This window comes from Flectobacillus rivi, assembly GCF_030056655.1.
In the GTDB taxonomy this organism is placed as follows: Bacteria; Bacteroidota; Bacteroidia; order Cytophagales; family Spirosomataceae; genus Flectobacillus; species Flectobacillus rivi.
This window is the reverse complement of sequence record NZ_JASHIE010000001.1, coordinates 562,304-577,117: the sequence shown is the minus strand read 5'-3', so window position 1 is coordinate 577,117 and position 14,814 is coordinate 562,304. Positions and strand designations below refer to the sequence as shown.

Sequence of the window (14,814 nt, the reverse complement as noted above, 5' to 3'; positions counted from 1 at the left end):
GAAAATCAAGGTGATGATGGAAATAAGTTTTACAAAAACTTAACTAGTTTAATAGCAGTAAAACGAATTGATGAGACACTTAATATTTGATATCTATTGATTAAAAAGCAATTCAATTTTTTTGATAATAGAATTAAGAGATAGGTATCTTAAATTTCCGATATTCGCCCTTGCAAACCACCAGTATGCACAGCCACCACTTGACTTCTTTTCTTGAAATATCCTTTTTCTGCTAAATCGATGATGCCATAGAGCATTTTGCCTGTGTAGACTTGTTCGAGTTGGAGGTTGGGATTGTAGCTTTCAAGTTGTCGGATAAAGTCTAGTAATACAGGAGTATGTTTTGCGTATCCACCAAAATGATAGGCGTCGAGTAGGGCAAAGCGCGTAAAATCAACGGTAGAGTTTTCGGAAAGGAGGTTTTGAATATCATTCAAAAGTCCCGAGGTTGCTCCTTTGAGTGCCGTTATTCCGATAACTTGGGTCGGCGCTTTACTCGCTGCAAGTATGCCTGCAATGGTACCACCTGTACCAACTGCCGAAACAATATAATCGGGTTGAGTTTGTCGATAAATTTCTTGTGCTAACTCTGCTAGTCCTTTTAAGGCTAAATGATTACTACCACCTTCTGGTAAATAATAGGCTTTTTCTAAAGTGATATCTTCTTGTTTTAACTGTCTTAAAATCTCCTCTTTGTCTCGATACGCTGTTCGGCTGACAAACTTAAACTGCATTCCATTTTCGGCTGCATATTGCAACGTGGGACTCGACTGTGGGTTTAGTTCATCGCCACGAATAATTCCTAAAGTTTCAAAACCAAAAACTTTTCCTGCGGAGGCAGTGGCATAAATATGATTTGAATAAGCTCCTCCAAAAGTAATGAGTTGCCTAAAGCCTTGCTGATGCGCCTCTATCAAATTATACTTCATTTTGCGCCATTTATTTCCCGAAATACTCGGATGAATTAAGTCATCACGTTTCAAAATCAGTTGAATATCTACTTTTTCTAAAGTAGGATGAAAAATTGTTTGTATGGGAGATATAGGAAGGTCAAATGATGGGAAAATTAGCATAATAAGGCATTTGAAGCGTCTGAAATGAATGAGTCTCTAATTCTTACAAAATTAACTTAAATAGGCTTGTAGTCCTTTTTTACGTAGTCATGAATTTTAAAACAAATCTTGTATCCTCATTTATTTCAGCTTTTCTTAACTAAAATTAATAATTTTGTATCTGAAAACACGAAATTATGCAAGAACTGGAAGAAGACGAAGAAGAATTATACGAACATCATCGAATCGTAGTAGAAAAAGGTCAAGAATTAGTACGTCTTGATAAATACTTGATGATGCGCATGCAAAATGCCACTCGAAATAAAATTCAGAACGGAATAGATTTAGGTCTCGTAAAAGTCAACGATATTGTAACCAAAGCAAGTTATAAAGTTAAACCTTTTGATGTTGTCACGGTATCGCTGCCGCACCCTCCACGCGAAGGTGGTATCGAGCCTGAAAATATTCCTTTGGATATTGTTTATGAAGACGATGATTTGTTGGTGGTAAACAAGCCTGCTGGTATGGTAGTTCACCCTGCTTTTGGGCATTGGGAGGGCACCCTTGTAAACGCCTTGGTATATCATTTTCAAAACTTACCAACTCATCGTAACGGGGAGGCTCGCCCAGGATTGGTGCACCGTATCGACAAAGAAACGTCTGGGCTTTTGGTAATTGCTAAAAACGACTATGCCATGACACACTTGGCTAAGCAGTTTTTTGACCATAGCATCGAGCGTACGTATTATGCCTTGGTTTGGGGCGAACTTAAAAACGAAGAAGGTACTGTTACAGGACATATTGGTCGTAGTATAAAAGACCGTAAAATCCGTGCAGTATTCCCTGATGGTTCGGTTGGAAAACATGCTGTGACACACTACAAAGTGTTGAAAAATTTGCGTTATGTATCCTTGGTAAAGTGTAACTTAGAAACGGGGCGTACTCACCAAATTCGTGTGCATTTTAAGCATATTGGTCATCCACTTTTCAATGATAGTACATACGGCGGTGATAGAATTTTGAGAGGTACTTTGTTCTCCAAATATGAACAATACGTAGGCAATTGTTTTAAAATTTGTCCTCGTCATGCCTTGCATGCCAAGTCATTAGGTTTTATTCATCCTACAACGGGTGAGTTTATGCAGTTTGACACTGATTTGCCTGAAGACATGCAGAATTTGCTTGAAAAATGGGAAAAATACGTGAACAACGAATAGAATTTTTTTATTATTTTGTCATAAAAATGGTTTGAATAACTCATGATTTAAGCAAACATCGTATTGATTCATGAATTATCGCTAAAATACTATTGATTATTTTCTGAAAAGTTTTTCCAATTTTTTAGTTGATGTGTAAATAGATTCTCATTCATATTTACACGATTTTTTGAGTTCTTAACAATTTGTTCTTGTAAAGCCATGAATACCTTTGTTACCGAAACAGAAGATTTAGTCGATTATTTAGCAGGCATCGAACGAGCTAAAAGACCTAAAAAGGCCAAGTCCTTAAAAAACTACATTTCCACTTTTTTTGTGGGATCGCATCCTCCTCAAAGCCCGCACAACCTCTTGCGAGAATTAGAGCAAAAAGGTTGGATTTTTATCGGATTGAATGGAGATATTATTTACAATTTTTAGCAACAAAGCAATTTGTCTGAAAGTGTAAGCTAAGTCAGTTGTTGAGCAAAAGCCTCGCAACTGACTTTTTTATTATATTTGAAAAATCATCACTGAAATAAATAGACTATCAACAAATCTTAAATAGTCTTTTTTTATTTCCTAAAACCATTCCTCAATGTCTGTTATTATAAGAAAATTTACTCCTGAAGATCTCCCAGTGATGTTTGATTTGATTATGGAGTTGGCAGTATATGAAAAAGCTCCTGAACAAGTGACCAATACTGTTGAACAAATGTATATCGATGGGTTTGGTGAAAATCCTGTTTTTGGCGCTATTCTAGCTGAAGTTGATGGCGAAGTGGTCGGAATGTCGCTGTATTACTATCGTTATTCTACTTGGAAAGGCAAACGTTTATATTTAGAGGATTTAGTAGTTCGTGAAAAAATGCGTGGAAAAGGGGTAGGCGAAAAACTCTTGGAAGGTACTTTCGATATCGCTAAAGCAAACAACTGTACAGGCTTGATGTGGCAAGTGTTAGATTGGAATGAACCTGCTATTAATTTTTACAAAAAATTTGGAGCACGTTTCGATGCTGGTTGGATTAATGTACATATTGACTATTAGGGGATAGGGGAGAGGGTTTAGGCAAGAGTTTCATAACAATTGCGGATTTGGGATGTGGGATTTCGGAATTTTACAGACTGGCAATAACTCCAAAATCCAACATCCCAAATCCGAAATCTGAAATTGTCTTTGCCCGAAGCCTAACCCAAATCCCTCAAACACAAACTCATGACTTTTCGGAATAGACTCCAATATTTTTTGGTAAAACGATTACAAATTTCAAATAAAAAAGCCCTTGAATTGATTACGCTTGGTGAATGTTGGGTTGCTGGAAAACAGGTATTTGAAAATGTAGAAATACAAGCGTTTCAAGAAATTGTTTGGAAGGAGGAAATACTGCGAGAAGAAAAAAAGTTGCACTATATCGCCTTTTACAAACCAGTCGGAATAGAAACAACCCTCAATCAAACTATCCCTGATAATTTACAGGCTATTTTGCCTTTTGAAGAAAAACTTTTTCCTGTAGGTCGCCTCGATAAAGCATCGGAAGGACTTTTATTGCTTACCAATGATGGAAGACTTTTTGATAAAACTCTTCGAAAGGAACATCAGACTGAAAAGGAATATATCGTGACGGTCGACAAGCCTATTACAGAATCTTTTATTCTTCAAATGTCAAGTGGTATTACGATTATGGGGCAAACTACATTACCTTGTTCCGTAGAAGCCCTTGATGAACATACTTTTAGCATTATTCTAGTACAAGGACTCAATAGACAAATCCGTCGTATGTGCTATAAACTAGATTATGAAGTTTTGTCCCTCAAAAGGATAAGAATTGACCAAATACATTTGGGCGATTTACAGCCCAATGAATACCGAGAAGTTGGAAAGTTGATAGGTGAATTATAAATGATTTTTCCAATAGACTAATAAATCATCGGATATTAATGAGCTAGTCTCCAAATCCGAAATCAAAAATCCCAAATCCCCAATCGAAAGATGTCTGTGCATTACAATGTGTCAATAGATACTGGAGGAACATTTACTGATTGCATCGCAACTGATTCCGAAGGAAAAATATACCGAAAAAAGATTTTATCTAATGGTACTTTGCGTGGGCAAGCCTTAGCATTAGTGTCCGAGAATAGCCTTAAAATTAAAGAGTCATGGTTTTTGTCAAAAGATATTTTGGCAGGATACCAATTATACAGCCTCGACCAATCATTTGAGTCGAAGGTTGTATCTTATGATTTTAAGGAAAAAATATTGACGCTTGAGTTACCAATCCCGACTGATTTGATTGGAAAAAACTTTGCGCTCACTGCTTTTGAAGAAGCGCCAGTATTGGGTGCAAGACTCATTACTGAAACAGCGTTACACGAGGCTTTTCCTTCCATCGAATTGCGTGTTGGCTCAACCAAAGGAACTAATGCTTTGTTGGAATTAAAGGGTGCCAAAACAGCTTTTTTAGTCAGCCAAGGATTCAAGGATTTATTGGTAATAGGCAACCAAGCCCGTCCCGATATTTTTGCCATGAAAATCGAGCGTCCTGAACCTTTGTATGCATTAGTCGAGGAGGTTTCGGAAGTAATAGATGCCAACGGTGAAGTTTTGCAAGCTATAGATATTACGCAAATAGACAAGCTAATTCAAAAACTTAAAGTTGCTGAAATTGAGTCAATAGCGATTTGTTTAAAAAACTCTTACAGAAATTCCATTCATGAAATCGCTCTCAAAGAGGCCTTGAGTCCGTATTTTGAGTTTGTCCATATCTCCACAGAATTAAGTTCACAAATCAAGTTTCAACAACGTGCCGAAACTACGGTGGTGAATGCCTATTTGGCGCCCGTGATTCATCGTTATTTGAGCAATATTGCCTCCAAAGTTGGCGAAGGCAATATGAAGGTAATGACCAGTGCTGGTAGTTTGGTAAGATATGACGCTTTTCACCCTAAGGATAGCCTATTTTCAGGTCCAGCAGGTGGTGTGGTTGGTGCTTCTAAAGTGGCTCAGAAAGCTGGTATCCACCAATTTATCGCCTTTGATATGGGCGGCACAAGTACCGATGTCGCTCGTTATGACCATGAACTTGAATATCAGTTTGTACAAAAAATTGGGAATGCCCAAATTTTTAGCCCAGCCTTGGCGATTGAGACCGTGGCCGCAGGCGGAGGTTCAATATGCACCTACGATGGCTACAAATTGAGTGTTGGTCCCGAAAGCGCAGGCTCATGGCCAGGTCCTGCCTGTTATGGTGCTGGCGGCCCTTTGGCGATTACCGATGTCAATCTGTTATTGGGACGTTTGGACAGTACGCAGTTTGGTATTCCTGTATTTGTGGATGGGGCGAAAATGCGATTGGAAGAAATTTTATCTAGCATCGAAAAAAATACAGGAGCCCGTCCGCAAGCTGAGGAGATATTAGAGGGTTTTAGAGCCATTGCCAATGAGAAAATGGCAGAAACCGTCCGTAAAATATCCATAGCCAAAGGATATGCCACTACTGATTATGCTCTTGTGGCTTTTGGTGGGGCTGGAGGTTTACATGTTTGTGGCATAGCTGAATTATTGGGTATTTCAAAAATATTATTACCGCTAGATGCTGGTTTATTATCAGCTTACGGTATATCTCAGGCACAAGTAGAGCGTTTTGCAGAGGCATCAGTTTTGGAGGTTTACGATGAAAATCTTGATAGAGAGTTAGGTAAGAAATATCAAGATTTGGCAACAAAAGCTATGATCGAACTGAAGAAAGATGGTATAGAACCTCATCAAAGCTATATTAAACATCGATATATTTATTTACGCCTGAAAGGGCAAGATGCAAGTTTGGAAATAGAGTGGGAGGGTTTCGAGAAAAGTATTCAAACATTTGAAGAAAAGTATCGCCAAATTTATGGTCACTGGACCGAAAATCGTGCTATTGAGGTAGAGAATATCCGTTTGATTGCAGCTCAAAAGCAAGAGATTTTTGAAGAGACAAATCAGGTAATTTTAGAGAAAAAGCAAGCGATTTCTTCACATACGATAAAAGCTTGGGTGGAAGGACAGTGGCAAGAAGTTCCTGTTTTTCTACGTGAACAATTAGAAGAAGGTTCAGTAATTACAGGTTTTGCTTTACTACTCGACCGCTTTAGTACAACCGTTGTTGAGAAAGGTTGGGAATTGCAATTATCCAATAATGGCTCTGCCATTCTGTCTAAAGTAGATATTAATATTCCAGAAAAAATAGCCTTGTCTGAACAAGATATTACCCAATTAGAGCTTTTTACGAATCGCTTTATGTCTATTGCAGACAATATGGGTGTTTTGTTACAGAGAACTTCACTTTCGGTCAATGTAAAAGAGCGTCTTGATTTTTCTTGTGCTTTACTCGACCACAATGCCGAACTAATTGCCAATGCACCGCATATCCCTGTACATTTGGGGAGTTTGGGTGTATGCGTGAGAAAGCTTTTGGCACAAGTTACCCTTGAAAAAGGAGATATTGTCATTACAAATCATCCTAAATTTGGAGGTTCTCATTTGCCCGATGTAACGCTTATAGCACCAGTTTATACCAAAAAAGGTGATCAACTCATTGGCTATGTGGTCAATCGCTGTCATCATTCAGAGATAGGAGGGATTCGCCCAGCTTCGATGCCACCCGATGCCAAAAATTTAGCCGAAGAAGGCGTCGTGATTACCCCTGTATTTTTATCAAAAAATGGAAAAATTGATTGGACAGAAATAACAGATTTACTCCAAAATGCACCATATCCATCCAGAGCAGTTGCTGAAAACTTAGCAGATTTGAATGCTGCTTTAGCATCTATTAAAAATGGTGAGTTGGCACTTCAGCAGTTAGTACAGGAACATAGCTTGGAGCGTGTGCATTATTACATGAACTTGCTCAAATCATATTCTGCCGATAAAATGCAGGAGCGTTTGCGTGAATTTCCTAATGGAGATTATCATGCTGTAGAGTTATTAGATGATGATACTCGATTAGAGGTAAATATGACATTGAAAAATGGTAGATGCGCTATTGATTTTACGGGAACATCTGGGGTTCATAAAGGTAATCTGAATGCTAATGAAGCAATTGTAAACTCGGTGGTAATTTATGTCCTGAGAGTGCTGTTGCAAAGCAATATTCCTTTAAACGATGGATTGTTGAGGGTTGCCGAATTAGTAATTCCAAATAATACCTTACTGAGTCCAATATTTTCAGAAAATCCAGAGGAATGCCCTGCTGTGGTAGGGGGCAATGTCGAACTTAGCCAACGTTTAACGGATACCTTATTCAAAGCCTTTGGAATTATGGCTTGTTCACAGGGCACAATGAATAATACTCTTTTTGGTAACGATTCGTTTGGGTATTACGAAACCATTTGTGGAGGTAGTGGAGCAGGAAATGGCTTTGACGGAACTTCGGGAGTACATACCCACATGACTAATACGCGTATTACTGACCCTGAAATTTTGGAAAAACGCTATCCTGTTCGTCTCGAATCTTTTGGCATTCGTGAAGGCTCAGGTGGAAATGGACAATACTGTGGAGGAAATGGTATTACTCGAACATTCTTATTTTTAGAACCAGTAAAGCTATCCATTTTGACTCAGCATCGCAAATATGCACCTTATGGGATAAATGGTGGAGGGAATGGACAGTGTGGAGAACAGTTTATTTTGAAAGCATCTGGTGAAAAAGTCTTATTAGCTGGAGTCGATGGTGCCGAATTAGAAATAGGAGATAGACTAATCATGAAGACGCCAGGTGGAGGCGGCTACGGGAGTTCAATAGGTTGATTGACCAATACCTAGTTCGAGACTTGGTCTCGGACTAGGTATTTTTTTTAAACTATTTCTTACCAAGCCAAAACAGCGTATTGGTAATCAGCTGTCGATAGTTTTGATTGGCAAATTGATATGACAGAGTAGCATTGGTTCCTCCTTCGTAATCCATATCATTATGTCCCATGTTGATGTATGCCATTTTATATTTTTTATTAGTCCACATCACAGGATAATAGCCGCAATACCATATTTCATGATTCTTTGGACCTGTACCTAATGGGTAACTTTTTTCAGAAATAGCCAATAAAATCTCAATATCAGGATTTTGACGTAGGTCATGTTCCCAGCTATACCATTCATTTGGAGAAGTCGTGAATTCTTTCTCCAATTTCTTCAAACTTGGATGTCCTTTTTTCTCAATTTTCAAAATAGCAGAAGTTGGTCTCCACGTATTTCCTTCATACTGTCCAGACCCCAAAAATTGATTGTGATACCAATCCCAGTTTTGAGGATAGGTAGATTTGTCCAGGGCAAATGCAGCGAAGTGAAACCCTAACCAAGCCCCACCATTTTTCATATAGTTTTCAAAAGCTTCTCTTTGTTCAGGCTTTTCGGGTCTGGTATCTAGAAACAATACAACATCCACTGATTTTAACACTTCTGTATTCAAAGAATCCCAATTATTAGTAGCGTGATAACTGAACTTTTTTTCCTTGGCTAGTTGCTCAAGCCACGTGTTGGCTTCTTTCACAAAACTAATATGAGCTAAGTCATTTTTTCCTGTGTAAAAAGCCAAGACCTTAAACTTTTGAGCAATACTGATGTGAACACTAAGGATAGTGAAGAGTAGGGTTATTAAAAATTTCATAGTTTTAGATTAATCAATTGGGTTTGGCGAAATTATACGGATGTATAATAGTATTTATTGTTCTGTTGGATTAAGTAATTGATATACAGGTTTTTGATATGTTTGATTGTCTCTAACTTACAACGATTTACGTTTAATAAAACTACATTGATTGACAATTCGACCTCTTTGTTTGCTAAGAATCATTTCTGCTGCACGTTTTCCCATGGCTTGAAAGTCGTTGGAAATTACAGAAATCCCTTCTGCTAATATTTCCTTAATAGGAGTATCATCATAAGAGATGAGACCTATGTCTTTTCCTAATTTCCATCCTTTTTTGTTCGACCAATTGATAAAACGTACTAAATCATTTTCTCTAAAAACTAAATATGCATGGTCTTTTTGCAAATGTTCTTCTTCTTCTAAGTCTGGAATAATCTCAAAAGGTATTTGATTTTCGAGGCAATATTTCTTGAATCCATTAATAATCCCGACAGGTGTGTATTGAAAACTTTTACTGCTTAATACCAAGGAAAGAGTTTGATATTTCTGAATCAAATTTTGGGCTTCAGAAAGACCTTGGTAAACATTATGCTCAAAATCTTGATAAAGTAACGCAAAGTCTTCTCCAAAAGAAGGAACATCAATATCTAGTAGTAAAAGTTTTTCTTTTGGAATCTGTTTCAAAATTTCAGAAACATCCTGATTAAAGTGAGGCATCACCACATAAAAATTATAATGACCTAAGTTATTGAGAATCAGGTTTTCAAATACCTTGATGTTATGATGGTGGAAAAAGATATTGACATTTACATCTTCTCCAAGTCCTTCAACAATAGCATCATATAGGATTTCCTTATAGGGCGTGAGGGCGTCAAACAATACAAAAATGTTCATTTGACTCCGAGTATCTGTACTATTTACATAGAAACCCTTTCCGTGATGTGATGTCACCAAGCCCCTCTCACGCAATTCGTCATAGGCCTTTGTCACAGTCATACGAGCCATGCCAAAGTTTTGAGCCACTTCATTGATTGAAGGAAGTTGTTGACCTCTGGCGAGTCTTCCGTTCTCAATCGAATCGATGATATATTCTATAAGTTGCTGGTATTTAGGTTTACTCGATTGTGAATCGATTAGAGCAAAATCTTTCATTAATGAGAATAGAATCGTTGGAGTACCTATTGGGGTTTGAGTCAAGACTTTGAAAAGTGTGATTCAACTGTCCAATAAATGTCATAGTGTTTGACAAATAAATGATCAAAAAGTTTATAAAGCTATATTAAATGACCTAACAGAGGAATCTCAAAATTGTTTTCGTCTTCTTATACAAACAAAAGCCATCTAAACTTTAATAAGTCATTATATTGGCATTTTCGGCAATATAGTAGTTTAAAATAAATAAAAAATAATGCGAACATCAAAAAAATAGAGGAATTCTACCCAATATGTACAAATTATTATTGAAATTATTTTGAATAGCAAAAAATGTCTTTATATTTGTCCTGAATTTTTAGCATAGCATAGTGTAGCATAGTTGGCTTGTCTAAACTACTAATTTTTTAGCCATAGCACAACTAGCTTTCAAAATATACATTCGATATATCAGATGCATTAGCACGAGATATTTGGTTAGTTTTTGTTTATAAAAATGGTTAATGGTGTACAATGTCTGACGGAGTCACACAGCGGTGTCTCCGCAGGCAATTGTCTTAATCATTTCAAAAAAGCTTTCTCCTACTTTTAATATATATTAGAGAATCCATTTGTAAATCAAATGGATTTTTTGTTGATAATTATTTCAGTAATTGTTATAATTCTACTTTTAATTGTATTTTTTAAAGTAAAATACAATAGTGGCAAAAAAAAATATTAAAATTATTGTCAAATGATTAAACCATTTTTTTAATTTGCCATCAGAAGTCACAAAACAGTGATTCCAAAGAATTTCAAAGTAAATACATGAGGTTATATCTTAGAATATTTTTAATCTTCGTCCTTGCAAGTTTCAAGGTGGCTATTTCCATGGCCGCTGATCTGGGACAGACGAATGAGAATATGAAAAGATTTGTTGTATCAGCTTCGAAAGACAAAAGTGCTCTTCAATATAGCGAAGAAAATCTCTCTGAAAGTGAAGAAAACGAAGAAGACGCCGCACATCCTTTTGCTTCTGCAGCCATTTTGTCTTTTTCACCATTCTACGGTTTATTCACCAATTATTTGATTGCAGAACAAAATCGCAAGATCAATAATATATTCTTCCAAAAATACTCCTCAGATCGACAGCTCTTTGTGCTGTTTAAAAACTTTAGAATTTAGGATTTAATGATTTGCAACATTTCTTGTTTAAAGAAATGTCAAAAGCTATTAGGGATATGTCAATATTGATGCCCTATAGATTGACACATTTTTACAAAGAATTGATTTGCACAGATTTGTCATAAATCTTACCAAGTATTTTGTTTCGCCTACCGCAATCTATACTTTAGTAAAGTTGATATAGCCAATAATTATTTAATTTTAATTCATAACTTGTACTTACCCTTGTAAGTAAATCATACGCTTGTAACCAATAGTTTGGTATTGAAGTTTGTGATGAAGAAATTTAAGGAAACTACTCGTGAGAGGCAACGGTTTGGGAAAGGGAGTAGTCAAAAAATATACCTGTTAAGGTAAACAAAATGAATTTTGGCGTGTAGAAAGAGATAGAAGCGTTGTCCCATATTCATTTTTGGACTCGAAAGGGTCGAACACTTTCATTGAAAGTGCCTGGATTTAGAAAACTGATTATAGCAATAATTTAGTTTGTATGTGGTTTATTATATCTATTGGGTTGACGATATTCGTCAACCCAATGTTGTTTTTAGACCATTTCATTCGAATCAGCCACGAACTAAATGATAGAAAGTCTATGTTTTTCTGTAGTTTTGGGTAATTATTATTAACCCTGATTTTGAATAATAGTCGGGTTGGCGCATACAGAGTTAAAACAGTAACCTTATGAAGTTATTATTGATAGAAGATGAAGCAAAAACCGTTCAGTCACTTAGCAAAGGATTGAAGGAGTCGGGTTTTGAGGTGGATTATTGTTATGATGGTTTGATAGGCAAACACTTAGCTAAAAAAAATACCTACGATGTTATTGTAACTGACATTATCATGCCAGGACTCAATGGTATCGAACTATGCAAAGAATTGAGGAAAGAAGGCTTGACTACGCCTATTTTGATGCTGACAGCCTTAGGCGATCTTCAAGATAAAGTGGTGGGATTTGATGCTGGAGCTGATGATTATTTGGTAAAACCATTTGAATTTGTAGAGCTTTTAGCTAGAATCAGAGCGTTGTCGCGTCGAAGCACAGGCGTGAGTATGCACAAAAACACCTTGACGTTTATGGATTTGGAAATGAACCTAGATTCAAAAGTCGTATTACGTTCGGGCGTAAAAATTCCTTTGACTGCCAAAGAATTCGAACTACTAGAAATGCTTCTCCGTAACCAAGGAAAAGTACTCTCAAAAGTAGAAATTGCCGAAAAAGTTTGGGATGTGAGTTTTGATACTGGTACCAACGTTATTGAGGTGTATATCAATTTGTTAAGAAAAAAGGTAGATAAAGATTTTCCTCAAAAACTTATCCATAATGTCTATGGAATGGGTTATGTTTTGAAATCAGAATAAATGCTCAAACGCTATGCGTATTCGCTTTAAACTTACTTTACAATTTACTCTTTTGGTATCCCTAATCGTGCTCTTGTCATTTTTAGGGATTTATTATTTTACCCATACTTATATCGAGAATCGATTTTATTCCCGATTGCGGTCAAAGGCTATTACCACCGCGGAGCTCCTCGTAAAAGTTGATCAAATTGACTCAAAACTATTGAAGGTCATTGAAAAAACGAATAAGGATGTTTTGTACAAAGAGAAAATATCGATTTATAATTACAAAAACGAAGAAATTTACACAAACAACGACACGGTAAAAGTTGTGGTAACACGTAAGTTTCTCAACGATGTTCGTCTGGAAGGTACAGCAACAACAACCTATCAGGATATTCAAATTCTGGGGATTCCTTATTACGATAAATACAACCGTTTGTTGGTACTAGCGGGTGGGGTCGATCAGCAAGGGCTTGAAACCCTGCGAGATTTGCAACGAATTCTTATTTCTTTGTACATCATTATTGTGTTTACGTCAGCCATATTTGGTTGGATTTTCGCTGGACGAGCCTTATTGCCGATTGCGGAGGTAATTAATGAAATGAATGATATTTATCCTAATAACCTCAAAAAACGTTTGAAAGTCCGAAATGTAAAGGATGAAATAGGACAGTTAACTTTCACATTTAATAACCTTTTGACTAGGGTAGAGGAGGCTTTTCAGCATCAGCAGGTATTTATTTCGAATGTGAGCCATGAGCTTAAAAATCCCTTAACCAAAATTATTTCACAGCTAACGGTATCGTTGCTCAACCGACGGACTGAGGAGGAATACCAAGAAACGATGGAATCGGTTTTGCAGGATGTGAAAGACCTAAACCTTTTGACAAATACCCTACTCGAACTTACTAAACTAAGTGACGATAGTCTACCTAACAGATTTACGAGCATCAGAATTGACGATATAATTTGGGAAGCAAGGAGTTCATTGTTGAAAGTGCACAAAAACTACGGCATTTCTATTGAGTTTTCTGATAATATCGACTCTGATGAGCAATTGAGTATTTTGGGCAATAGTCAGCTTTTGAAAGTTGCTTTTATGAATCTTATTGAAAATGGTTGTAAGTTTTCTACTAACCAGACAATAAATGTTAATATAGGTTTTGATAAAGGATTATTTTTAGAGTTTATCAACAAAGGCGCTGTGATAGATACCAAAGACCAAAAGTTGATTTTCTTGCCATTTTTTCGTTCTAAAAAAACTGCAGATACCCGTGGTTATGGCATAGGCTTACCATTGGCCGAACGAATCATCAAACTTCATAAAGGAAATTTATTTATTAAGGAATCTACTCTTGATAAAACAGTCTTTAAAGTACAATTCTTTGAAGAAAAAGTTATAGTTGTTAACTAGATTTTAATTTTATCTTCATTCCTTCTTAAAGATTTGTTACTTATTTTAAATCAAGAAAAGGCTAAAGCAGAATTAGAAATAGAAGTTTGATAGAGGCCTTTTCATGAAAAGAAGATTTTAGTACTATAATATAGGTGTTTAAGGTGCTTAGTTTCTGCAGTTGTATGGAGCTGCAGAAACTTTTTTTTGCTACTTTAATTCCTCCATCCTTCGATACATCATTTGCTTGTTATGAATTAATTTTTTAACTTAATGGTATGTGTATGCGAATGAAAATCAAGCAAGTACATGTAAGTGATGGCAAGCGACCTGCAAAATGGAAATTATTTTGTAAATCTCACAGTGAAGTTGGATAGTAGGAGTAGGTGAAATCGTTTTAGTCAAAGAAATTATGATTGTAATCAACCAAAAAAATACGAATGTGACCACAAAAAATGAGACTTTATCCAAACTCTATTGGGTAATAGGTCTTGTGACTATCTGTTGTTTGGGGTCAATAGCTGCAAATTGGTATCAGTGGAGAGAACGTATTGTCGTGATTGAAAATCTGAGAGAAGCACTCATTCGACAAGACTCCACTTTAGCCAGCAAATTAGAGTCTGACAAAGAAATAGAAAGACTAAAGAAAAAGTTGATACGCCATTCCAAATCATCTCGCAGAGTTGTTCCCCCACAAAACGGAAACGTTATTCTTAGCCAATCTGACATTAGATAGAGATTAGAATTTCTTTAATTATTACTAAAAAAGGTTATTTTTCATGGATTATTTTTATTTTTTATAAAAATAGTTATGAAAAACTATTTTCGTTTAGCAAAAAAACTCTAATCGTATTCTAATCTGAGTTAAAAAATCTATAAGTTTGGTGTAGAATTAT

The 14,814-nt window shown here is 36.3% G+C and carries 12 protein-coding genes; 9 read left to right on the top strand and 3 right to left on the bottom strand.

The window, feature by feature from the left end; translation table 11 throughout:
• Nucleotides 1-149: 149 nt before the first annotated feature.
• Nucleotides 150-1,073: a 1-aminocyclopropane-1-carboxylate deaminase/D-cysteine desulfhydrase gene (locus QM481_RS02215; RefSeq protein WP_283380488.1), complete on the bottom strand. Its 924-nt coding sequence runs from the start codon at nucleotides 1,071-1,073 to the stop codon at nucleotides 150-152.
• A gap of 176 nt (nucleotides 1,074-1,249) precedes the next feature.
• Between QM481_RS02215 and QM481_RS02210 the strand changes: the two genes are divergently transcribed.
• The 5 genes from QM481_RS02210 to QM481_RS02190 all read left to right on the top strand — a co-directional run bounded on the left by QM481_RS02210 (nucleotide 1,250) and on the right by QM481_RS02190 (nucleotide 8,030).
• Entirely contained in the window at nucleotides 1,250-2,269 is a 1,020-nt protein-coding gene (locus QM481_RS02210; RefSeq protein WP_166552649.1) for an RluA family pseudouridine synthase, read from the top strand.
• Nucleotides 2,270-2,470: 201 nt separating this feature from the next.
• The gene (locus QM481_RS02205) at nucleotides 2,471-2,689 is read left to right on the top strand and encodes a hypothetical protein (protein WP_166552648.1); all 219 of its coding nucleotides are present in this window, start codon (nucleotides 2,471-2,473) and stop codon (nucleotides 2,687-2,689) included.
• A 157-nt stretch (nucleotides 2,690-2,846) separates the two neighbouring features.
• Nucleotides 2,847-3,296: a GNAT family N-acetyltransferase gene (locus tag QM481_RS02200; RefSeq protein WP_166552647.1), complete on the top strand. Its 450-nt coding sequence runs from the start codon at nucleotides 2,847-2,849 to the stop codon at nucleotides 3,294-3,296.
• Nucleotides 3,297-3,464: 168 nt separating this feature from the next.
• Complete coding sequence (locus tag QM481_RS02195) at nucleotides 3,465-4,148, top strand: pseudouridine synthase (protein WP_283380487.1); 684 nt, start codon at nucleotides 3,465-3,467, stop codon at nucleotides 4,146-4,148.
• 90 nt (nucleotides 4,149-4,238) lie between these two features.
• Nucleotides 4,239-8,030, top strand: coding sequence for a hydantoinase B/oxoprolinase family protein (locus tag QM481_RS02190; protein WP_283380486.1), 3,792 nt, complete (start codon nucleotides 4,239-4,241; stop codon nucleotides 8,028-8,030).
• 52 nt (nucleotides 8,031-8,082) lie between these two features.
• Here QM481_RS02190 and QM481_RS02185 read toward each other — a convergent pair whose 3' ends face one another.
• Nucleotides 8,083-8,886, bottom strand: coding sequence for a ThuA domain-containing protein (locus tag QM481_RS02185; protein ID WP_283380485.1), 804 nt, complete (start codon nucleotides 8,884-8,886; stop codon nucleotides 8,083-8,085).
• A gap of 117 nt (nucleotides 8,887-9,003) precedes the next feature.
• A complete protein-coding gene (locus QM481_RS02180; protein ID WP_166552643.1) occupies nucleotides 9,004-10,065 on the bottom strand; it encodes a GntR family transcriptional regulator in 1,062 nt (353 codons plus the stop codon).
• A gap of 858 nt (nucleotides 10,066-10,923) precedes the next feature.
• Here QM481_RS02180 and QM481_RS02175 point away from each other — a divergent pair.
• The 4 genes from QM481_RS02175 to QM481_RS02160 all read left to right on the top strand — a co-directional run bounded on the left by QM481_RS02175 (nucleotide 10,924) and on the right by QM481_RS02160 (nucleotide 14,654).
• Nucleotides 10,924-11,184 carry a hypothetical protein gene (locus tag QM481_RS02175; protein ID WP_283380484.1) on the top strand — a complete coding sequence of 87 codons (261 nt, stop codon included), beginning with the start codon at nucleotides 10,924-10,926 and terminating at the stop codon, nucleotides 11,182-11,184.
• Between the two features lie 681 nt (nucleotides 11,185-11,865).
• A complete protein-coding gene (locus QM481_RS02170) occupies nucleotides 11,866-12,543 on the top strand; it encodes a response regulator (protein WP_166552641.1) in 678 nt (225 codons plus the stop codon).
• A 13-nt stretch (nucleotides 12,544-12,556) separates the two neighbouring features.
• Nucleotides 12,557-13,939 (top strand): sensor histidine kinase, encoded by a 1,383-nt coding sequence (locus QM481_RS02165; RefSeq protein WP_283380483.1) that lies wholly within the window; start codon nucleotides 12,557-12,559, stop codon nucleotides 13,937-13,939.
• 421 nt (nucleotides 13,940-14,360) lie between these two features.
• Nucleotides 14,361-14,654 (top strand): hypothetical protein, encoded by a 294-nt coding sequence (locus QM481_RS02160; RefSeq protein WP_166552639.1) that lies wholly within the window; start codon nucleotides 14,361-14,363, stop codon nucleotides 14,652-14,654.
• Nucleotides 14,655-14,814 lie beyond the last annotated feature (160 nt).

Coding starts and splice junctions, on each gene's coding strand:
- QM481_RS02200 (WP_166552647.1), top strand. CDS start 2,847: ATGTCTGTTATTATAAGAAAATTTACTCCTGAAGATCTCCCAGTGATG.
- QM481_RS02175 (WP_283380484.1), top strand. CDS start 10,924: ATGAAAAGATTTGTTGTATCAGCTTCGAAAGACAAAAGTGCTCTTCAA.
- QM481_RS02190 (WP_283380486.1), top strand. CDS start 4,239: ATGTCTGTGCATTACAATGTGTCAATAGATACTGGAGGAACATTTACT.
- QM481_RS02195 (WP_283380487.1), top strand. CDS start 3,465: ATGACTTTTCGGAATAGACTCCAATATTTTTTGGTAAAACGATTACAA.
- QM481_RS02170 (WP_166552641.1), top strand. CDS start 11,866: ATGAAGTTATTATTGATAGAAGATGAAGCAAAAACCGTTCAGTCACTT.
- QM481_RS02205 (WP_166552648.1), top strand. CDS start 2,471: ATGAATACCTTTGTTACCGAAACAGAAGATTTAGTCGATTATTTAGCA.
- QM481_RS02185 (WP_283380485.1), bottom strand. CDS start 8,886: ATGAAATTTTTAATAACCCTACTCTTCACTATCCTTAGTGTTCACATC.
- QM481_RS02165 (WP_283380483.1), top strand. CDS start 12,557: ATGCGTATTCGCTTTAAACTTACTTTACAATTTACTCTTTTGGTATCC.
- QM481_RS02210 (WP_166552649.1), top strand. CDS start 1,250: ATGCAAGAACTGGAAGAAGACGAAGAAGAATTATACGAACATCATCGA.
- QM481_RS02215 (WP_283380488.1), bottom strand. CDS start 1,073: ATGCTAATTTTCCCATCATTTGACCTTCCTATATCTCCCATACAAACA.